Raw genomic sequence first — 20,117 nt, forward strand, 5'->3', positions numbered from 1 at the left:
CTTCCTAGCGACGGAAATAATCTTCGACATTCTGAAAGGCCCGCAAGCCCTCCGGCGTGGCATTGCGAATATCGTCATCGTCCGGCGTCACCGCCCCGCGCCAAGCCGAAACACGCAGCGGGGTCACTGTCCATTTCTCGCGCGGGTCGAGAATATGGGGACAATTGGCGATAACGACAATCACATCCATTTCGGCGCGCAGAACCAGTTCCCGCCCTGCATCAAAAGGACCGACAATTGGAGTGATGGTCCCGTCCGCCTCGATCTTCGTTCCTTTGAAAAAATTGACGCAGGGGTGAACATCGGGTCTTTGCAAACCATATTTGGCCGAGCCCAGCAAAAGACGGTCGCGGCCGTTGGGAACGACACTGCTATTATGGCCTTCACCATATTTGGCAGTGTTCGTCGCAGCGTTGGATGTCCCGCAGAATGCATCATGCGTACCCGCATCATCCCGCAAGATGCTCATCATAACCCGGCCCATGTCGGACAACAGCAACTTGCCGGCACCGAGATAGGCATTCCACTGCACCTTTACCGTGTCCGCGACATTGAGTCGCTCGGTCGGCATTTCAGCGTTGAAGATCAACACCGAGGCACAGGCGTCGCCTTCAAGGTCTATGAGGCGCAGGCGCGAACCTCGTGCCAGCTTGCGGGTGGCATAGCCGCCAGCGGCGACTGTCTCTTCCCACAGCAAATCGTCAGCGGCCACACCGGCGGGCAGATCGGCGGCGACCGGAGGCAGGACAGGCATGGCATCGACCTTCGTACCAGCCATCGCACGTGCATGATCGCGTGCCGCCATGGGATCCGCCAATGGCTTGGTCATGCCGCGGCGCTCCTGCTTTTCCCTTTCTTGTCGGTCACCTCGTCCTGTTCATGCAGCTGCGGCAGCAAGGCGGTGGTGGTGACGAGCCGCAGCTGATGTACACCACGAATGCGCCGCAAGGCATCGCACAGCCCCTCCAGCCGCACCGCTGGCCCCTGTACCAGCAACACTTCCAGAGACTGGTCGTCTTCGAGGAAGACATGTTGCGAGGAGATGACTTCTTTCAGATAATGCAGCTGGGTGGTGGCGAGCTGTTGACGCACACCCGCGTGATCTCCGCGATAAACCAGCGTGATGGTCCCTGCGAGCATTTCTTCGGGCCGGGTCAGCGCTTCATGCTCTGCCAGCGCATGACGGATCAGCTCTGACATCAGCTGGGACCGCGACGGCAATCCACGCTCCTCGACCATATTGTCGAGGTGAAGCAACAGGTCTGCAGGTAGGCTCATGCTGAGCCGGGCTAATTTGGTGGGTTCGGATATCATGTCCTTGCTCCTCTCAATTATTATTAGTCTTGTCAACAGTAATACTGGCCATAATTTCGACACTGCAATCGCTCTTCACGCCAAGGTCGATATCTTCCGGCAGAACGTTCTTTTTCTCGATCGGAATATCGTATGCCACTGAGGCACCATAGCGGTGCGGGGCGTGTGGATCGTGGCGCAATTTGTCCAGCGCCAACACCCTGGTCCCCAGCGTGAAAGCTTCGCGGATATCATGGGTAACCATGATTATAGTCAGCGAATATTCCCTCCACAACCGCGTTATCAGCGCGTGCATATCCGACCGGATTCCGGGATCAAGTGCGCCGAAAGGTTCGTCAAGCAACAGGATACGGGGCCGTTTTATGAGCGCCTGTGCGATCGCCAGCCGCTGTTGCATGCCACCTGACATCTGCGCCGGGAAAAGGTGCAGGCTATCGCTCAAACCGACCGCTGCCAGCATCTCTTCCGCTTCCGCAACCGCAGCTTTCCGTTGCGCCCCGAAGAGCCGCGCCGCAAGTGGCGCCTGCACACATTCAAGGCCGAACAACACATTGCCGAGGACCGTCAGATGAGGAAATACCGAGTAGCGCTGGAACACGACTCCCCGGTCTGGTCCGCATTCGGGATTCAGCGGTTTACCGTCAAGCAGGATGGTCCCGGTGGTGGGCGCTTCCTGCCCAAGAACGACCCGGAGCAGGCTGCTCTTGCCGGCCCCCGAAGGCCCGATTATCGAAACAAAAGAACCTTCCTCAATCTCGAGATTGATGCGCTCCAGAACCACCTTGTCGCCATATTCGACCCACAGGTTTTGCAAACTCAGTGCGGCGCTCAATGGCTTGCTCCATGCGCCCAGGGAAAAAGACTGCGACTGGAGCGGGCGAGCAGAAAGTCAATTGCTACAGCGATCAAAGCGATCCAGGCAACATAAGGCAGAATGACATCCATTGCGAGATAGCGGCGGACGAGGAAAATCCGGTATCCGAGGCCGATATCCGACGCGATTGCCTCTGCAGAGATCAGGAACACCCAGGCCGGTCCGAGCGACAATCGCACCGCCTGGATCAACCTTGGCATAGCCTGCGGCAGAGCGACCCGCAAAATCAGTTGCCAGGTGCTTGCCCCCAGAGTCTGGGCCTTGATGATCTGCTCCCGTGGCAAACTTCCGATATGGGCAGCAATGTCACGGATCATGAAGGGCGCGACGCCGATGACGATCAGCGCCACTTTGGCCGCCTCCCCGAGACCGAAGGCGATGAACAAAATCGGCAGCAATGCAATGGGCGGGATCACTGCTATCCCTGTCACCAGCATGCCGAATGTGGCCCGCACTGGCGGTAATATACCGAGCAATAATCCGACCAGTAGCGCCGACAGGGTCGATATACCCAGCCCTAGTCCGAGCCGCTGCAGGCTGGCGAACGTGTCGGCCCAGAAGAGAAGCCGGCCGGTGAGCTGGTCGGGTTCAAACAGCAGCCCCCACATGGCCTGAACCATAGCGCCGGGTAGCGGAAGCAGCTTGTCGCTGGGATTGATCGAGTGACGCTCGGCAGCTGCCAAGAGATAGATTATTACCAGTATCAGGATCGGAATGGAGCCCAAGAGCAGATTATTGCCCCGACTAATGCGACGATTTACCCAGCGCATATTGCTCCTATCCCGATCTTGCCGTTTCCTTGTATCAGCAGACTACAGCGCCCCATCGACGGCCATTTGCATATATGTCTCGTCGAAGCGCAAGGTAATATTGTTCGAATCCCCGAGCGTTTTGCCTCCCGGGAAAGCCATGCCCACAACATCCGCCGACTTTGCGCCTTGACCAAATAGCCCCTGCGAGAAGCTGAAGTCGCGCACCCGGGTCATTGTTTCGATCAAAGCCTCGTCCGACGTGGCCGCAACAGCAGATTGAGGATCCGCATAGAGAAAGGTGGTTGCAAGCTGATCATCGAACATTTCGGGCGTCGTTCCCGCGAGCTCGGCCATTGCCGCCCGCGCCGCCTTGCCTTCGTCATCCTGCTTCTGCATCAATGCGGTCGTCTCGTACCAAATTCCGGCAAGCGCCTTGCCGAGATTGGGATTCGCCTTCAGCGTTGCGGTATCGACGACCAGGAGGTCGAGAATTTCGCCTGGAATATTGGCAGAACTGAACACCATTTTTGCACCCGGCGCCTGCTGCATCGTCGACAGCTGTGGGTTCCAGGCCACCGCGGCAGTCACGTCCTGCGACAGGAAGGCGCCGGCTATGTCCGCGTCCGAAGTATTGACCGTGCTGACGTCGGTCATCGACAGGCCGACCGCATCCAGCGCGCGTGCCAGCAGATAATGTGAAACCGAAAGTTCCACGAGATTGATTTTCTGTCCCTTGATCGCGTGAAGATCGCCGGTACCTTTCAAAAGCACGCCGTCATTGCCGTTCGAATAGTCGCCTACGATGATTGCGCTGGTGTCCTTGCCGCCTGCAGCGGGGATGGTGAGCGCGTCCATATTGGCGACGGTGACGCCGTCAAGTTGACCAGCGGTATACTGGTTCACGGATTCCACATAATCATTTACCTGAACGATATTGATCTTGATGCCGTATTTGTCTTCCCATTTCTTAACGATGCCGGCCTGTTCGGCATATGGCCAAGGCATCCAGCCGGCGTAGATAGACCAGCCGATATTGAATTCAGTGCGTGGCGCTGCCGTTTCCTCGGCCGTTGGCGAACACGATGTTATAATGAATGCACATGCCAGCATTGCCAATGCCCCCGCGCGACGTATCCCTTTGATCATGATTCGATTTCCTTTCGCAGTTGCAGCATTGCGCTAAAACGACTCGTTGTCCATCTAAATTTATTACCATTGATATATTTAGTAATATCCGTATGTTTCCCAGATACACATGCCGAATCAACCGGAAACCGGGAAAAAGGCTGTGCCTCGGGGGAGTATGCATCGAAAGCAGCCGGTTAACGCCGCGCTGGAACCTTGGTCAGGAGTATTCGATGCCGCAAACGTCCGCACCAGCCCTTAATCCCACCGCCTCCGGCAATGGCAATGCCGCGTTGGGGTATAATCCGCCCGGGGTCCGCAATACTGATTCAGCGGTGCCGCTACATCCCTCGGAACCAGTGGTCCATGATTATAACAGCGACGGTCCGGCACCCGGCAGACTTGCCTTTCGCTGGACCTACGGCTCCAATGTCGCTGCCAAGAACCGCGATCCGCGTGTGCAGGTCGTTCAATATAATGAGGACAGTTTTGTCCTGCGGCAAAATGTCTGTGTCCATTGGGAAGCCCCCTTCACCTATCTGCTGTTTGGCAACCAGGGCGCTTTGCTGATCGACAGCGGCGCGACTGCCAACGCAAAACATTATCCGCTGCGCGAGACAGTCGATGCGATTATCACGCGTTGGGGTCAGGCAAGAGGGCGAAGCAAGGTACCACTGACCATTGCTTTGACTTCAGGAGAAGATATCGCGCAAAATCAGGGTCTGGTGCAATTCGCCGGACGGCCCGATACGAATATCGTGCCCACGCCGCTTGATGTGATGAAGCAACATTATGGGTTCCGGAGCAGCTGGCCCTCCGGCACCGGCGCAATCGATCTTGGCGACCGCGTGATCGAGGTCATCCCGACGCCCGGAACCCATAAGGATGGCGTCGCATTTTATGATCCCTATTGCCAGATTCTGTTCACCGGAGACTTTCTGTATCCCGGCAAGATCAATATCAGCAATGACCGCGACTTCGTGACATCGCTCGAACGACTGAAGGCTTTCGCAGCGGACCGTTCGCCAAAATGGATTCTTGGTGGCCATATCGAGATGATGTTCGTTCCCGGCAGATATTACCCCCGCTTCGCCACCTACAAGCCTTACGAGCGGATCCTGCAACTGGCACCGGACGTGATCGATGAAGTGTTGCAATATGCACGCGAAATCCAGGGCAAGGACATGTTGCTCATTCGTCCGGATTTTGTCCTTTTCAACGGAGTCAGCCCGGACCAGCGGACACCGGTTTGGCCCGAGGGCGTGCCCCAGATCAACCCGCCCCGGCCGTTCTAGAATCAGAGAGAATTTTCATGGATCGTCGTACGTTCATTTCCTACAATGCCGCCGCCACCGTTGCGCTCACTGGCAATGCGCTGACTACATTCGGTAACTCGGCAGTGGCTGCCACGCGCCCGGCGCCAATCGATTTCAAAAGCAATCTACCCGCGCCGGGCGGTTTTCCCAAACGCTGGATATGCGGTTCGTCTTCCTGCATGGACAACACCGACCCACCGGTGCAAGTCCACTGGTATAATGCGCACACTGCAATTCTGCGCCAGAACAAGGCCTACAGTTTCGAGGCACCGTTCACGCCGCTGTATTTTGGCAATGATCGGGTTTTGCTGCTTGACGAAGGCTTCACCACGCTACGCAATGACTGGGATCTGCGCGGCGTAATCGACGAGTGTATCGCGGACTGGTGTTCGCGGAACGGTCGCGACCCGGCGAGTCTGGAACTGCTGGTTGCCTTCAGTCATCTTCACTCGGACCATTATGCTGCAGTCAACCAGTTCGCCGACCGACCGAACACCCGCTACATGGGCCTGACTCATGAAGAAATGCTCGGTTTCTGGGGCATGACCAATTATCCGGAAGAAAGCGTGACGCTCGATCTGGGCGGACGCGAGATCGAGATCTGGGGCTCGCCCGGCCACGTGGTGTCAGAATTTGCCTATTATGACAATTACACCCAGATTCTCTACACCGGCGATATGTTCTATCGCGGGCGGTGCTACATCACCTACTGGGAGCCCTGGTTCGCCAGCATGAAGCGGCTGATCGACTTTGTTGACACGCACCCCGTAACCCACGTCATGGGTTGCCATGTCGAGATCAGCAAGGATGGTACGGACTATCCCTATGGGCTGACCCACCAGCCAGACGAAGCCCCGGTGCAGATGACGGTACAGCAACTTCGCGAGACATTCGCTTTTGCAAAAACGATCACCGAGCCCGGGATCTATTTCACCGGCACAGTTTTCCTCTGCAACCAGACGCGCAGCACGACCACCATCGATTCCAATCCTTATCGTTACTGACATGCCGTTACCGGCACTTCGCAGGAGTATTTACATGAAACGTTCGATCGCCCTGATACTATTTGTTACCGCGGCCTGCTCTCCGGCAGATCAGGAGCCAGCTGACTCTCCAAGCCTGATGCAAGCGGTGGATCTGAAAGAACAGATGATCGAAGTGCCTGACTTCGCGGATTTTCTGGCGGTCGATGGTGCCACAGTGTGGGCCACCAATCGAGGCCGGGTCGAACAATGGTCGACCGAAGGCATGCTGGCGTCAGTCGAGATTCCCCGCCCATGCGGCACGATGGCCATATTCGCTGATTCGTTATGGGTAGCCAATTGCGAAGATGCCAACCTCTATCGAATCAACCTCGAAACCGGGGAAGTGGAAGCGATGATCGCCACCGGCATCGCCAACCCGAAAGGCGAAACGAATGTCGTCGCCGGAGCAGGATCGATCTGGGTACCAAGTGATGCGGCAGGCAAAGTCTCTCGCATCGATCCAGAAACCAATGAAGTGGTCGCTACCGTCGATGTCGCGCCGCAGACATTTTTCCTTGCTTATGGTCTGGACGCCTTGTGGGCGGTCTCCAGCGATGAACGGTCCATTCAGCGGATCGACCCGTTGACCAACAAAGTGACCGGTGAAACCGAACTCGGCAAACAACCCGGTTTTCTGGCCGCCGGAGAAGGAAGCGTCTGGGTACAGGAACAGGGTGACGGCACGGTTGCGCGGATCGATCCCGACACCGTCACGGTTACTGGCCGGACCAAAGTCGGCGATAGCTTGCTTTATGGTGATATTGACACCGGTGGCGGCATAGTCTGGCTGCGGACAACCGACGACCAGACCTTCGTTGCCATTGATGCGGCAACTCTGGAGATTCTCGCCCGGCCGGGTGCTGCCGCAGGTAGCGGCGCCATACGCTATACGCCCGATGGCATCTGGACGAGCGCGCATGACGTACACTCAATTTCCTGGTGGAGCAGCGCCGGGGTAGAAGCCGAACAAGAATAACATCCGGCTGTGGCCGCCTGTCCTGATTCGCCATCGTCTTTGCAGCTTCGTGAAAGCCGAAACCAACACAGCCACGAGACATGCCTTGCGTGTCCGAGGGGTCTGTCGAACACCAAAAAAGCAGAGTTTTCGGATGTTTGGCAAATTTATTGTGCACTTGCTAACAAGCCATTGTTATTACTCTTGACGCATTAGGTAATATCTTTATCGTAGGCAGCGTCGCGTTTGAGAACGGCTTTCGTTGGGAGAAGAAAACCTGAGGCATTAGGCCGATTTCCGGTCTGGTAGGAGGTTTTCTATGGGTCGAACATCAGCTCGCGAAACTGCTGCAGAGGCGAAGCCGGTCGGCGTCGCAACTGTTCGCTCCTGCAAAATATCCAGATCTGAACCAACCGAAAGCCCGGTCAGGCAGACACTGATCAATCTCGTTCCTCCTGCAACCTTGGTCGCCGTCGTGCTGTTCTGGATGTTTGCGCCAACGCCGGTCACCGAGAATCCATGGTCGATCGTCGTAGCCGGCCTCGCCGTGAGCTTTTTTGTTCTGGGTCTGGAACAGATTCTCGAACGCCACGAGGGTTGGCGCCTGACTCGCAAGGAGTTCGCCACCGATCTTTTCTATCTGGCACTCCAATATACCGCGATCGGATGGGCAACAGAGACGCTGGCGGACCAACCATTGGCCTCGCTCAAGGAATCGGTCGGAATCAGCACGGAATGGGCCATGCAGATCCCGTTCCTGCTGCAGGTCGCTCTGGTGATCTTTCTATATGAATTCGGCCAATACTGGATGCACAGGCTGATGCATGACTGGTACCCCGCCTGGCTCACCCACGCGCCGCACCATCACATTACGCAGCTCAATGCCATGAAAGGATCTGTCGGCAATCCGATCGAACTGTTCCTGATCAGCCTCAGCGTGATCGCGATCTTTGATCTCGACACGGCTGCGCTGTTCTGCGGCTTCAACGTGCTCACCGTGGTGTCCACCTTCGCCCATGCCAATGTGCGTTCGAACCCGCCCCTCTTCTATTCCTATTTCTTCACCACCATCCGCCATCACAGTCTCCACCACACCGCGTTAAGCTATGAAGATACGCGCTGCAACTATGGGAATTCCTTGATCCTGCTCGACCGGATTTTCGGCACTTTTCGCGAAGGAGAATCCGAAGAGGTAGGACAGGATGACCGCAAACGCCTGTCGATTTACGAGCAGTTTGTCTTCCCGTTTCAACCCTTAATCAACAAATTCGGTACCACGCGCGCCGACGTATCGGCAGCCACCACTCAAGGAGGAGAGCACTTGGAAAAATAAGTTCGGGAACGCAAAAATTGGGCGGAATCATAACCGCAATTTCAGAAGCGCCAGCTTGAAAGCCGAAAAACGGTAAGCCGGCGAACTGAAAAATCCTCAAGACAAAGTCGCAGGATGAACGACGAACGTCTGGCCCACGGGGGCATTTAAAATGAGGGATAAGAAAAATGATAAAGGACGCAAGATTCAAGCTAGGCCTGCTTTCAGCGACAATATTGTCCGGCACTATGGTCGCCACACCTGTTCTGGCTCAAGACATGTCGGAAGACATTGCGGCTGAAGAAGCCGGCAGCGACAATATGATCGTTGTTACCGCAACGCGGCGGGCCACGACACTTATGGAGACGCCAGTCAACATCTCGGTTGCCAGCGCCGAAGACATTGAACGGAACCGCATCGACGACGTGCGCGATCTCGCCGATTTCACGCCAGGACTAACGATTTCGGATACGGGCCCGGGCTCTACCGGTACGATCGTTCTGCGGGGCCTCAATGCCTCGGGAGTAGGTGATGCCGGTGCAACCTATGACGACGCGCTGGGCGTCTATCTCGGAGAGGTTCCCCTTTATTACGATTTCAAACTGATCGATATTGAACGTGTCGAGACCCTGCTCGGGCCACAAGGGACGCTTTATGGCCTCGGTACATTGGCCGGCGCGATCCGCTATATCCCCAACCGGCCCAAAGTGAACGAAGTCGAAGGAGAGGCACACGGCCGCGTCTACGCCAAGTCTCACAGCGACTCCTTCGGTGTCCAGGTCGACGGAATGATCAACATTCCGATCGTAGAGGATCACGTCGCATTCCGTTCTGCCACCGGCTATTATTTTGATCCCGGCTTCATCGATTATACGACATTGGTACAAGAGCCCGGCGTGTCCCTTCCGCAACCGGACGGTCCCGACAGCATTTCTGCCGACGGCTATGCCGAAAATCTCACCAGAGAGAAAGATCTCAACTACGAGCGGACCTTCACCACACGCAACCAGCTGCTGTTGCAGACCAGCGAAGATCTCAAGCTGACTTTGACTTATGCCTATCAGCAGACCAAGACCGGCGGCGCACAATCGAACAGCGCCGGTGTCCTCGGTACGGGCCGTTACGAAAATGCAAGCCGCTTCACGGAACCGGTCAAACGCCATGCTCATCTTGTTAGCGCCGAAGTCAATGCCAATGTCGCGGATATCTTCGATATCGTTGCGACCGGCGCCTATACCGAGGTCAAATATCGGGGCGAGAGCGACGTTACCGACCTGCTGCTCGATCTGGATTATGATTATGAACTCTTCCCCGCTTTCGCAGCCTGGAATGAATCGGATACCACCCGCAAACAGAAAAACGCCGAGATTCGTTTGGTATCACGGCACGGTGGTCCGTTTAGCTGGGTCGTGGGCGGCTTCTACAACGAGATTAAATATCAGAGCGATTATGCGGAGCATATACCGAACCACCCTTGGGTAGATGCGGTGACCAATCCGGAAGCGCTTGAATATGTAAGCTATATCAGTTCGAAGGTAACCGAGAAGGCAATCTTCGGCGAAGGTACATTCGAGATCACGCCTGAATGGCAAGTCACTGCTGGTGCGCGATATTTCGATTATAGCTCCACTATCGCTGGTGCCGCTGCGCTGCCGGTACTTGGCGACCCGCTCAGTCCATACGATCTTCCTGTCAATGGCGGTGATGCGGGAGAGGACGGCTGGGTGTGGAAGTTGAACACTTCCTATAATTTCACCCCCAACCTGATGGCCTATTTTACCTACAGCAAGGGCTATCGTATTGGCGGTCCAAACCGTGTTGCGCCCTGCCCGGACAATATTACACCCGGCCAGCAGATAATCTGTGCCCTGCCTGACGAACTGCAATATGGGCCGGACACGACCAAGAATCTCGAACTTGGTATGCGTGCGCAATTGTTTGAGAATATGTTGTCGTTCAACTTCAATGTCTTCCAGGTCAAATGGAACGGTATTCAGGTCAATTCCTCTACGCTTTATGGTGCGACCGGAATTACCGTAAACGGTGGCTCAGCGGAATCGAAAGGGTTCGAAACCTCGTTCCAGTTCAAGCCGACGCCGGAATTGACGCTACAGGGAACATATTCCTATACGGATGCCAAACTGACAGAGGATGTGCCGGGGATTATCACCATTCGCGAGACACCTGGAGACTATTCCAACCGGTTCGTACAACTCGATGCATTGGCCGGCGATCGCCTTCCGGGTTCGGCCAAGAACACCGCCAGCCTGGGTGTCACTTTTGTCAAGCCGGTCATGGATGGCGATCTGATCGCAAACTGGACCGCGACCTATCGCGGCAATGTCGTGTCGCGGATTGGTTGGGATCGCGCCTATGGCGATAAGATCCCAAGCTATATCCTGAACCGGGCATCCGTCTCCTACAACACCGAACGGTTCACGGTTGGCCTGTTTGTCGACAATATTTTCGACAAATATGCAGTGGTGTCGGTCGCCAATGATCGCTCGCGAATTGGCGTCAATGATGGTGTCACCGTACGCTATTATCGCCAGGCCGTTGTCAACCCGCGGACCGTCGGCATAGAAGGGCGGATCAAGTTCTGATGCTCTAAATTGACGATCGAGGAAGAAGGGGGCATCGGCTGGAGACAGCAGGTGCCCCTGGCCTATTCTCGACATGTTTCCTTGTGGCCGCGCCAGCGCAACATGCCCTATCTGATCGGAATAGCCTGTTTCTCGAAAAAAGCCCGTGCAGGCTGTAGTGCCGCTTCGTGCGTGCGCCATTTGCCCACCGCGTCGGCATTGAGGGGGCGGCGAACCTGCGCGGCGCTCGGTGTTGCCACGGCTGCACTATTTTCGTGAAAAGTCAGGCAGGCTTCGTCCCAGTCAAGAGCGCAATGTTCCAGCAGACGCCGGGTCTGCACTTCCTGGTCCGCGACCAGTTGTTCGTAAGATAGCTGCAGCACCTGACCGGGGTACAGTTTCTCCCACATTGCCATCAACTTATCGAAGCGCGCATAATAGCGCGCCGTGTCCAGCAAATCGTAAGAATAAGCATAATAGGCAGACTGGCTGGCGAAGAGATTTTTATAGTTGCTCCAGACCGTATCCATCGGATTGCGGCGCAGGCAGATGATTTTTGCCTGAGGCAGAGCGCGCGCGATATGGCCTATATAGAGAAAATTGGCTGGTAACTTGTCGGTAAACCGGGCGGCGCCCTCATGCCTATGGTGTTCGGCCTGAGCGAGATAGGCGTCACCGATCCTCGCCGGATCAATATTGCCGCTCGCCAAGATTGTCTCCGGGTCGATGACGGTACGGGACGATGTCTCCGCCAGTCGCTTGACCGCAAGCGGCATCGCCTGCAGTTCCCCCGCCGAGACCACATCGGGGTGGGAAGAAAGAATGCGATCAACCAGCGTGGTCCCCGTGCGGGGCATGCCGACCACGAATATCGGTGATTTGTCGGATCGTCCTGATCCTGCGTGAAGGCTTTGGCTGCGCTCGGAAAACAAAGCTTCGATCGCGTCGAATATAGCCGCGTCCTGCGCGAAATCATATCGAAGGGAACGCTTGTGCTCATCATTGGCCGTCGAAAGATGGCGGAATGATTCCGGGTCGCCAATATCTTCCAGTTCCTTCGCCAGCGCATAACGGATACGCAACCCGTCGCCAGGCTTTTGTGCGGTTGCAAGGGCCGCTTTCAGTCTCGGCACATGGTTGGATTCTGGTGTCTGGCGGGCGGCTATGGCAAGGGCGTAGTGAGCGCGCGCATTGCCCGGGTCTGCAGCGATGATGGCTTCATAATGGGTCAGGGCATCCTCGACCCGGCCGGTGAAGCCGCTCGCCGCCGCGAGATTGTAGCGATAGTCGATATTATCCGGTTCGGCCGCGACCGCCGATTGAAAAGGTTCGACCGCCCCCTCATGATCACCAAGCCGGGTGAAAACGCATCCGATCGTATCGAACGTGCGCGCGTCGCTCGGTGCCAGCGCCATCGCTTCTCGCGCGGCCTCCGCTGCATCGCCATCGCGGCGCAGCAGGATAAGCAGCTTCGCCAGCTGTGCCAGATGTTCCGCTTCGGGCCCGCGCGCGACTGCAGCCTCGACCAGGGGCACGGCTTTACCGATCTGGCCGGCTTCCGCTGCAGCAATACCGAGCAGAAAATATCCTGCAGGCAGGTTCTCGTCTGCCGATATCAGGGATCTGGCGGCAGCCGCCGCGGCCGGTATGTCGCCGCGCTTCAACGCTTCCCTCGCTTGTGCTTCCAGCGTCAAAACGGAATCGCGATCCACCGGATGTCGGCAATCAGCACTGACTCTGAATATCTCGATCGGGAATGCGCTGCGGAATGGTCCATTGGCTTATCTTATTAACCGCTAATCGGGCGCTGTCAAAGCGAACGGGCCGGTCAATCATCAAATCAAAGGTCCATCGTAATATATTTCCTTCTTTTCGTAATAAATTGTGTTAGATTGATTCTGCGTGCCGCACGGATCGTGAAGCACCGGTTTTATTGCCACGATTGAAGAGGTTTGAGATGTTCTTGGAAGATATTGGAATCATTCCCTCTCGTAAGAAAGATCCGGTACCGGCCGATCGGCCCGCTTCCATTGTCAATCTCACGCGTCGCGGATTTGTTGCCGGAACCGGTCTTTTCGTTGTCGCCGTAACGCTCGCAGGATGTTCCAACACGGAACCGACGATCGATGCTTCGACTATGAAGATTCCCAAAGCAGGTCCCAGCCCGCTGACCAAAGTGGAGGGCGGGGATGCGACACCGTCATTGTGGATTGCGATCGAAAAAGACGGGACGGTCAAGATTACCTGCCATCGCTCGGAAATGGGTCAGCAAGTCTGGACCTCTATGGCGCAGATAATTGCCGATGAACTGGAAGCTGACTGGGAAAACGTCGAAATCGTTCAGGCTGAGGGTCATGAGCGTTACGGCGACCAGAACACGGATGGATCGCGTTCGGTTCGCTACAATTTTCACCGGCTGCGCCTTGCTGGCGCGGCGATGCGGCAGATGCTTGTGGCTGCTGCTGCCCTTTATTGGAAAATGGATCCGTCCCGATGTAGCGCCGAGATGGGAAAGGTCTCGAACAGCGAGAATGGCGATACCCTGTCTTACGGCAATCTGGCCGAGCTTGCCGCCAAGCTGCAGGTTCCAGCAGAATCCGAGATTGTTTTGAAGCAGCCAGAGGACTGGCGCTTCATAAACAAGGAAATTCCTTCGCTCACTGTTCCGAAAATCACCAGAGGAGAGGGCACTTACGGCATCGACGTCAATGTGCCCGACATGGTCTATGCCGTCATTGCCCGGCCGCCCCAAGTCTTCGGGCGAACCGGCGCGGTTACCGATGCCAAGGCACTGGCTGTTCCCGGAGTCATGCGAACTGTTAAACTTCCGGATGCAAAACCGCCTGCCCTGTTTCAGCCGCTCGGTGGAGTAGCGGTGGTAGGAGTTGATACCTGGGCTGCGATCCAGGGGCGCAATGCGCTCGAGGTTGAATGGCTTGACGGCCCCAATGCAGGTTATGACTCGGACAATTTTCGCAAGGCAATGGAAGCGAAGGCGAAACAGCCGGGCACTGTTCGCCGCAGCCGCGGCAATGTCGGTACCGCGCTGGCATCTGCTGACAAAACCGTCACTGCCGAATATTATACGCCGCATCTCTCGCAATCGCCGATGGAGCCTCCTGCGGCGACCGCTCGCTGGACCGGTGACCAGCTTGAATGCTGGGCCTGTGTTCAGGACCCGCAGGCAACCCGGCAAACGCTGTCCGACCTGCTCGACGTCGACAAGGAGAATATCACCGTCCACGCTACCTGGCTAGGCGGTGCGTTCGGGCGAAAGTCCAAACCGGATTTCGTTGTCGAGGCGGCTCTTGTGGCACGAGAGGTGGGCAAGCCGGTCAAGGTGACATGGACCAGAGAGGATGAGATACGGCACGGTTTCTATCATTCCACGAGCGCACAGCGGCTCGAAGCGGGGCTGGACAGTGAAGGCAAATGTACCGCTTACCGTCATCGTTCCGTTTTCCCGCCTATCGGCTCGACTTTCAACGCCGCCACGGACGCGCCATCCGACGGTGAAATGGGCATGGGCGCAACCGATGTGCCCTTTGCCATCCCCAATTTGCAGGTGGAATCAGGTACGGCCAAGGGCCATTTGCGTATTGGCTGGCTGCGGTCCGTTGCCAATATCTACCACGCTTTTGCCGTCCAGAGCTTTGCTGCGGAATTAGCGAATGCCGCTGGCCGTGACCAAAAGGACTATCTGCTCGAACTGATCGGCGAACCGAGACTGGTCGACCCCAATGCAGAGCAGGCAAGCTATGGGAATTATGGTGGTTCGGCCGAAGACTATCCAGTCGATACCGCTCGGCTTGCGAATGTGGCCAGGCGAGCAGCCGAAATGGCCGAATGGGGGAGAGAGCTTCCCGATGGCCATGGCCTCGGCATTGCGGTTCACCGTTCATTTTTGACCTATGTAGCGACCGTGATCGAAGTGAAGGTTGCCGCGGATGGAGCTCTGACTATCCCGGGCATATGGCTCGCGGCGGATGCCGGTACGGTGATCAACCCGCGTCATACAAAAGCACAAATGGAAGGCGGGACAATCTTTGGCCTGTCAAACGCCCTTTATGGCGAGATAAGCGCCAGAGACGGTGCAGTCGTGCAGGATAATTTTCCGAGCTGGCGAGTCATGCGGATGAATGAGGCCCCGAAGATTTTCGAAGTAGAAATCATTGCATCGAATAGCCCGCCTGCAGGCGTTGGCGAGCCGCCCACACCGCCTGCAGCGCCAGCACTGGCCAATGCAATTTTCAATGCTACCGGAAAGCGCTTCAGGACTTTGCCGCTGATGGGGGCCAATCGTGACACGCTGGATATACCAGCAATCTCGACACGTTGATTGAGGAGCATTTCATGGCGACGACACTGAACATAAATGGCAAAGACGAAACAGTCGAGGCGGCAGCGGGGACGCCCCTGCTCTGGGTGCTTCGTGACCATCTGAAAATGACCGGCACCAAATTCGGATGCGGTATCGCGCAATGCGGCGCTTGCACCGTGCATGTGGATGGCACGCCAACCCGTGCCTGTATCACGCCTCACGACAGCCTCGACAAGGCCAAGATCACGACGATCGAGGGATTGTCGGGAGCCGCCGCCGATGTGATCCGTGATACATGGGTAGAGAATGATGTGCCCCAATGCGGCTATTGCCAGTCCGGCCAGATACTCGCCGCCACCGCTTTGCTTAGCGAAAACCCCAGTCCCACCGACGGGGATATTGATGCGGCAATGAGCGGCAATATCTGTCGTTGCGCAACCTACATGAGCATCAGGCGTGCGATCAAGCAAGCGGCAGGGAAGCTCTGATCGGGCTACTTTTTGCCGGGCGTATCTTCAAGGCAGCGCCGCATATTTCCACATTTCCTCAATATTCATTCGTTCAGAGCTTGTGACCTCGCGCAGGCTAACGAATGGCGGGCGCCGCCTTGAATTGTTAAATCCACAACATCATGGAATTTTTGGCAGCGCTATGGCTTTCACCAGACCCAGTTTGCGATCAACCGCATAGATTGTCCGGCTATTGTCCGGCGCAAAGGAAAAGGCCTGCCCCTCTATTTCGAGCGAGATGGTCGCAATATGCGCCAGATATGGCCCGCGGGCGGGTGCTTCCAGCACATAGATTTCGGGCCGGTCGTGGCCGGATATATATAGTCTGCCATCGGGACCGATGGCGCCACCGGATGCGGCATAGGGTGCCATGCGACCGGTTACCGCTTCAGGAAACAGCCAGCCGCCCGTGCGCCGCCACTGCTTGTCGAAGGTCACAACGCTGGAGTAGCGATGGTCCTTATAGGGGACTCCACGCCGGTCATAGTGGGCAAAGGACGCTAGAAAGCCGGTTTCGGTCGCTGCAAACCAGGTCAGCGAACCTTCCTCCATCATGCCGAGACTGCGGGTAGTGCGGTGCTCCATGGTTTTGGTATCAAAAATTTCGATGGACGAGCCCATCGGGACGGCGGGATAGTTGGAATTGGCACACCAGAGAAGCGCCGCATCGACATAGCAACTGTTGAGATGTTCGATGGCGGGCGTAGGCAGATCGCTCCACCGGGCGACAGCCGCCCCATCGGCCAACCGATATTTGCCGATCGTGCTGTTGTCGATGGCGTAAAAATGCTCCGCATCTGCAGCCGCCCCCTGGTCGGCTTCAGGGGCTTCATAGACCGCCAGCGTCTTCGCATCGAGCATCAGCGGGACGGGAACAGTGTCACCCTGATGCTGGCGCAGCACCGGCTCGCTGGCCATGGGCGGAGTAGCATCGACGGGAGCAGACAATAAGACAAACAGCATTGAGAATTGCCAGGCCTTGATCACACCATCATCCTTTGCTTAGAGAAACGGAGTTGTCCTCCGGGAAAAGGCAAGCGATCATTTTTGACCGCTCGCCCTGCATATCATGCATGGTCCCGAAGGATCAGAAACTGGCGCTGAAACCGAAATCGACATTGATGCCATAGGCTTCCCGTGCCGATATCTGACTGCTTACCGCCTGATAGGCGATCGAAGGTTCCTCGGTGATATTGGAAACAGAGCCGAAAAGCTCCACGCCCTTCATGAGACGGTAAGAGAGACGCGCATCCAGCACGGTCCGCCCGGCCGAATAGCCATCGCTCGCGCTCGTGGAACCGACAGAAGTGAGATAAGCATCGCGGTAGCTCAAGGCCACCCGCGCCTCGATCGGCCCCTTCTCGTAGAAGAGCGCGCCACCGGCAATCCATTTTGACTGCCGGAAGAAAGGCAGATCATCGGCTCGGCCCGGTACATTCACATTGCTGTCGACAAAGGTCACGTTGGCCGAGATGCCGAGACCGTCGAGCGGCGCGGGCAGGAATGTCAACCTTCTCACCGCGTTGGCTTCTATGCCGAACAATTCTCCATCGCTGGCATTTTGCGGCTGTGAAAGGCCGAGCAGGTCGATCCCCGCAAAGCTCGTGTCAACCAGACGCTGCGTGTAAACCGGATTCTTGATGTTTTTGTAGAACATGGCGAGCGAGAATATGCTCTCGGCATCCGGATAATATTCGGCCGAAACATCAAGTCCCATGGAGGTATAGGGTTCCAGACCCGGATTCCCTGCCTCGCCTTCACCATCCTCTTCCTCGAATGTCGGTACGACATCGCTATAATTGGGACGGCCTATGGTATTGGTCCACGCTGCCCGGATCGCTACATCTGGCCGCGGGCGGTAGTTGAGCGCCAGGCTTGGCAGGACATGGGTATAGTTCTGGTCGAAACTCAATGGTGCGATATCCGAGACCGTTATCGAGCCGTCGCCGTCGGTATCGCGGATGGCAAAGGCATCATAGGTGCCTTCGGTCCGCTCGATCCGCACGCCGCCAATGGCGGTCAGATCGCCCAGCTCCAGACTGGCCATGACATAGCCGGCATATATTTTTTCGCTGACGCGATAGTCGGAGGCGCTGTCATTGAAGCCGGTTGTTTCCTCGTCGAGGACGAGCAATCCCGGGTTCTGGCCGAAAAAATAATCGAGCGTGGCGGCATAATCCATCGCCGGTCCGAAGCGGTAATCGCCGTCATAAAAATTGGCGATTTCTGCAAGCGCTGTTCCGCTATCGGCAAAGGTAACGTCGGTGACCGGTTCCCAAAGCTCCTGATAATTGTCGCGGTCCTTGGTCCGGTCGGTATATTTCGCGCCAAATTTGACGAAACTGTCGCTAACGTCGGCAAAGCTGATTTTTACGTCGGCCTTGATCGCATGAAGATCCTCATCAATCGTCTCCCGCCGCAGACGAATGCGGCGCAGCGGAAAGGATGCCGGATCGAACAGGGCTTCATCGACGTCAACGAACGTGGGCATTTCGCCTTCAACAAGAATGGTCGAGACCGCGACGCTGCCCGAGCGATATTCGATATCGTCACGTACCGGCGTATGCTCCTGCGCATGCGCATAAGTATAGTTCAGCGCGAGTTCGACATTGCCGAAGCTGAAATCCCCACCGGGCGAGATATTGTAGAGCTTCTGGGTCTGTTCGTTCTGACGGAATTCGCGCGACGCCCGGCCGGATGAGTAGGTCACCTGATTGGGGGCCGGGAACGTGATGTCGCCGCGAGCCATGTCATAATCAAACTGGTCGCGCCCCTCTACGTCGGTAAATTCATTGTAGATATTGCGAACATAGAGGTGGACATTATCGCTGGGCCGCCAGTCCAGGTTCAGGATAGCGCCAATGCGTTCCCGCATGATCGAATAATCAAAATAGCGCATGCCGGTAGGGGCAAAAAATCCGTCCGCAACTTCGGTCCAGCCTAGCGGATCGACCAGCTGGCTGTCGATGAACCGTTTGGAATAGCTGATGCCGGCGACGATGCCGAAGCTCTCGTCCGGTCCGATCCTTTGGCCGTGCATCGCGCTACCGGCGAAGCCCAGCTTGTCCGAAGCCCCGTTATAGATACCGCGGCCGGAAATATAAGTGAACGGCTTGTTCTGGTCGAATGCTGTCGGCGTGACGATATTGATCGAACCGCCGATGGCATTGGCGTCATAATCGGGGGTTACGGTTTTCACGACCTCGATGGCGGCGACAAGGTCCGAAGGGATGGTATCAAGAGCCACGCGCCGGCCTTCGGCCTCCGGAATGCCGACAATATTGCCGTCTATGGTCACCTGATTGAGATTGGGGTCGACACCGCGAATGACAACATAGCGCGGTTCGCCCTGATCGATCTCGACCGAGATACCCGGCAGCCGCTGCAGGGCTTCCGCAGTATTATAGTCGGGCAGCTTGCCGATGCCGTCGGATGAGACGATGTCGGAAATGACCGGCAGCGAACGCTTGCGTTCGATCGCCAGCAGACGCGACGTGCGGGCACCGGTTACAACGATCGCACCGTCCGCGGCATTGCCCGCTAGTTCGATGCTGGCATCCGCGGTTACCGAACCTTGCTGCGGCACCGTGACTTCCATCCTCTGCTCCGTGTAGCCCGGCTGCAGAATGACCAGCGTATAGGAGCCAGCCTCGAGGCCGAGCATCGCATAGCGGCCATTTTGATCGGTGCCGACCGACTGGCCGGTTTCCTCAACCATCACGGTCACTCCGCGCGCTGGTCGATCCAGCGATGCGCTACTGATCGTCCCGACAACATCGCCGGCAATTGCCGTACCGGGCATGACCACAGAAGCCAGAATGGCGGCACGAAGCCAGCGCGTGCGGCTCCCTTTACGGTTAAGAAATTCACGACCCATTTTATTATCCCCAATTTTGAGTGAACCATTTACGGGGCGTCAGCTAGCGGTCGTGCATGACGGCCTGATTGCTGCAACATGTAGTAAATGTGAAAGTTATTGGTCGGTTTTTAATAGTTCGGGTCGTTTAATTATTGTGTCACGACAAGACGTTA

General features: G+C 56.5%; 15 protein-coding genes. 7 read left to right on the plus strand and 8 right to left on the minus strand.

Annotation, left to right across the window (positions count from 1 at the left end; genetic code table 11):
- Positions 1-4: 4 nt before the first annotated feature.
- Genes ACHZCJ_RS09990 through ACHZCJ_RS10010 form a run of 5 tightly spaced genes read right to left on the minus strand, consistent with a single transcriptional unit; the run spans position 5 to position 4,086 of the window.
- The gene (locus ACHZCJ_RS09990; protein ID WP_321326046.1) at positions 5-829 is read right to left on the minus strand and encodes an urea amidolyase associated protein UAAP1; all 825 of its coding nucleotides are present in this window, start codon (positions 827-829) and stop codon (positions 5-7) included.
- Positions 826-1,278, minus strand: coding sequence for a CopG family ribbon-helix-helix protein (locus ACHZCJ_RS09995; RefSeq protein WP_394700094.1), 453 nt, complete (start codon positions 1,276-1,278; stop codon positions 826-828). The genes ACHZCJ_RS09990 and ACHZCJ_RS09995 overlap by 4 nt, the downstream gene beginning before the upstream one ends.
- 49 nt (positions 1,279-1,327) lie before the next feature.
- On the minus strand, positions 1,328-2,146 hold the full coding sequence (locus ACHZCJ_RS10000) for an ABC transporter ATP-binding protein (RefSeq protein WP_321326047.1): 819 nt from the start codon (positions 2,144-2,146) through the stop codon (positions 1,328-1,330).
- The gene (locus ACHZCJ_RS10005) at positions 2,143-2,958 is read right to left on the minus strand and encodes an ABC transporter permease (protein WP_159646315.1); all 816 of its coding nucleotides are present in this window, start codon (positions 2,956-2,958) and stop codon (positions 2,143-2,145) included. Before ACHZCJ_RS10005 ends, ACHZCJ_RS10000 begins: the two co-directional genes overlap by 4 nt.
- A 42-nt stretch (positions 2,959-3,000) precedes the next feature.
- Positions 3,001-4,086 carry a putative urea ABC transporter substrate-binding protein gene (locus ACHZCJ_RS10010; RefSeq protein ID WP_321326050.1) on the minus strand — a complete coding sequence of 362 codons (1,086 nt, stop codon included), beginning with the start codon at positions 4,084-4,086 and terminating at the stop codon, positions 3,001-3,003.
- A gap of 212 nt (positions 4,087-4,298) precedes the next feature.
- Between ACHZCJ_RS10010 and ACHZCJ_RS10015 the strand changes: the two genes are divergently transcribed.
- The 5 genes from ACHZCJ_RS10015 to ACHZCJ_RS10035 all read left to right on the plus strand — a co-directional run bounded on the left by ACHZCJ_RS10015 (position 4,299) and on the right by ACHZCJ_RS10035 (position 11,276).
- The gene (locus ACHZCJ_RS10015; RefSeq protein ID WP_321326051.1) at positions 4,299-5,360 is read left to right on the plus strand and encodes an MBL fold metallo-hydrolase; all 1,062 of its coding nucleotides are present in this window, start codon (positions 4,299-4,301) and stop codon (positions 5,358-5,360) included.
- Positions 5,361-5,377: 17 nt separating this feature from the next.
- Positions 5,378-6,385, plus strand: coding sequence for an MBL fold metallo-hydrolase (locus ACHZCJ_RS10020; RefSeq protein ID WP_321326052.1), 1,008 nt, complete (start codon positions 5,378-5,380; stop codon positions 6,383-6,385).
- A 34-nt stretch (positions 6,386-6,419) separates the two neighbouring features.
- Positions 6,420-7,382: a YncE family protein gene (locus ACHZCJ_RS10025; RefSeq protein WP_159646328.1), complete on the plus strand. Its 963-nt coding sequence runs from the start codon at positions 6,420-6,422 to the stop codon at positions 7,380-7,382.
- A gap of 298 nt (positions 7,383-7,680) precedes the next feature.
- The gene (locus tag ACHZCJ_RS10030; RefSeq protein ID WP_321326053.1) at positions 7,681-8,694 is read left to right on the plus strand and encodes a sterol desaturase family protein; all 1,014 of its coding nucleotides are present in this window, start codon (positions 7,681-7,683) and stop codon (positions 8,692-8,694) included.
- Positions 8,695-8,861: 167 nt separating this feature from the next.
- Positions 8,862-11,276, plus strand: coding sequence for a TonB-dependent receptor (locus ACHZCJ_RS10035; protein ID WP_321326054.1), 2,415 nt, complete (start codon positions 8,862-8,864; stop codon positions 11,274-11,276).
- A gap of 107 nt (positions 11,277-11,383) precedes the next feature.
- Here ACHZCJ_RS10035 and ACHZCJ_RS10040 read toward each other — a convergent pair whose 3' ends face one another.
- Complete coding sequence (locus ACHZCJ_RS10040; RefSeq protein ID WP_321326057.1) at positions 11,384-12,967, minus strand: sulfotransferase; 1,584 nt, start codon at positions 12,965-12,967, stop codon at positions 11,384-11,386.
- Positions 12,968-13,212: 245 nt separating this feature from the next.
- On the opposite strand from ACHZCJ_RS10040, the gene ACHZCJ_RS10045 reads away from it, so the two are divergent.
- A complete protein-coding gene (locus tag ACHZCJ_RS10045) occupies positions 13,213-15,594 on the plus strand; it encodes a molybdopterin cofactor-binding domain-containing protein (protein WP_321326059.1) in 2,382 nt (793 codons plus the stop codon).
- A gap of 14 nt (positions 15,595-15,608) precedes the next feature.
- On the plus strand, positions 15,609-16,064 hold the full coding sequence (locus ACHZCJ_RS10050) for a (2Fe-2S)-binding protein (RefSeq protein ID WP_321326061.1): 456 nt from the start codon (positions 15,609-15,611) through the stop codon (positions 16,062-16,064).
- Positions 16,065-16,205: 141 nt separating this feature from the next.
- Here ACHZCJ_RS10050 and ACHZCJ_RS10055 read toward each other — a convergent pair whose 3' ends face one another.
- Positions 16,206-17,048 (minus strand): hypothetical protein, encoded by an 843-nt coding sequence (locus ACHZCJ_RS10055; RefSeq protein WP_321326063.1) that lies wholly within the window; start codon positions 17,046-17,048, stop codon positions 16,206-16,208.
- Positions 17,049-17,172: 124 nt separating this feature from the next.
- Positions 17,173-19,962 (minus strand): TonB-dependent receptor, encoded by a 2,790-nt coding sequence (locus tag ACHZCJ_RS10060; RefSeq protein ID WP_321326068.1) that lies wholly within the window; start codon positions 19,960-19,962, stop codon positions 17,173-17,175.
- Positions 19,963-20,117: the final 155 nt, after the last annotated feature.

This window comes from uncultured Parasphingorhabdus sp. (assembly GCF_963677535.2).
In the GTDB taxonomy this organism is placed as follows: Bacteria; Pseudomonadota; Alphaproteobacteria; order Sphingomonadales; family Sphingomonadaceae; genus Parasphingorhabdus.

What these genes read in the sequence shown, in the direction of transcription:
- ACHZCJ_RS09990 (WP_321326046.1), bottom strand. Translation starts at nt 829, where the DNA reads ATGACCAAGCCATTGGCGGATCCCATGGCGGCACGCGATCATGCACGT.
- ACHZCJ_RS09995 (WP_394700094.1), bottom strand. Translation starts at nt 1,278, where the DNA reads ATGAGCCTACCTGCAGACCTGTTGCTTCACCTCGACAATATGGTCGAG.
- ACHZCJ_RS10005 (WP_159646315.1), bottom strand. Translation starts at nt 2,958, where the DNA reads ATGCGCTGGGTAAATCGTCGCATTAGTCGGGGCAATAATCTGCTCTTG.
- ACHZCJ_RS10010 (WP_321326050.1), bottom strand. Translation starts at nt 4,086, where the DNA reads ATGATCAAAGGGATACGTCGCGCGGGGGCATTGGCAATGCTGGCATGT.
- ACHZCJ_RS10015 (WP_321326051.1), top strand. Translation starts at nt 4,299, where the DNA reads ATGCCGCAAACGTCCGCACCAGCCCTTAATCCCACCGCCTCCGGCAAT.
- ACHZCJ_RS10020 (WP_321326052.1), top strand. Translation starts at nt 5,378, where the DNA reads ATGGATCGTCGTACGTTCATTTCCTACAATGCCGCCGCCACCGTTGCG.
- ACHZCJ_RS10025 (WP_159646328.1), top strand. Translation starts at nt 6,420, where the DNA reads ATGAAACGTTCGATCGCCCTGATACTATTTGTTACCGCGGCCTGCTCT.
- ACHZCJ_RS10030 (WP_321326053.1), top strand. Translation starts at nt 7,681, where the DNA reads ATGGGTCGAACATCAGCTCGCGAAACTGCTGCAGAGGCGAAGCCGGTC.
- ACHZCJ_RS10035 (WP_321326054.1), top strand. Translation starts at nt 8,862, where the DNA reads ATGATAAAGGACGCAAGATTCAAGCTAGGCCTGCTTTCAGCGACAATA.
- ACHZCJ_RS10045 (WP_321326059.1), top strand. Translation starts at nt 13,213, where the DNA reads ATGTTCTTGGAAGATATTGGAATCATTCCCTCTCGTAAGAAAGATCCG.
- ACHZCJ_RS10050 (WP_321326061.1), top strand. Translation starts at nt 15,609, where the DNA reads ATGGCGACGACACTGAACATAAATGGCAAAGACGAAACAGTCGAGGCG.
- ACHZCJ_RS10055 (WP_321326063.1), bottom strand. Translation starts at nt 17,048, where the DNA reads ATGCTGTTTGTCTTATTGTCTGCTCCCGTCGATGCTACTCCGCCCATG.
- ACHZCJ_RS10060 (WP_321326068.1), bottom strand. Translation starts at nt 19,962, where the DNA reads ATGGGTCGTGAATTTCTTAACCGTAAAGGGAGCCGCACGCGCTGGCTT.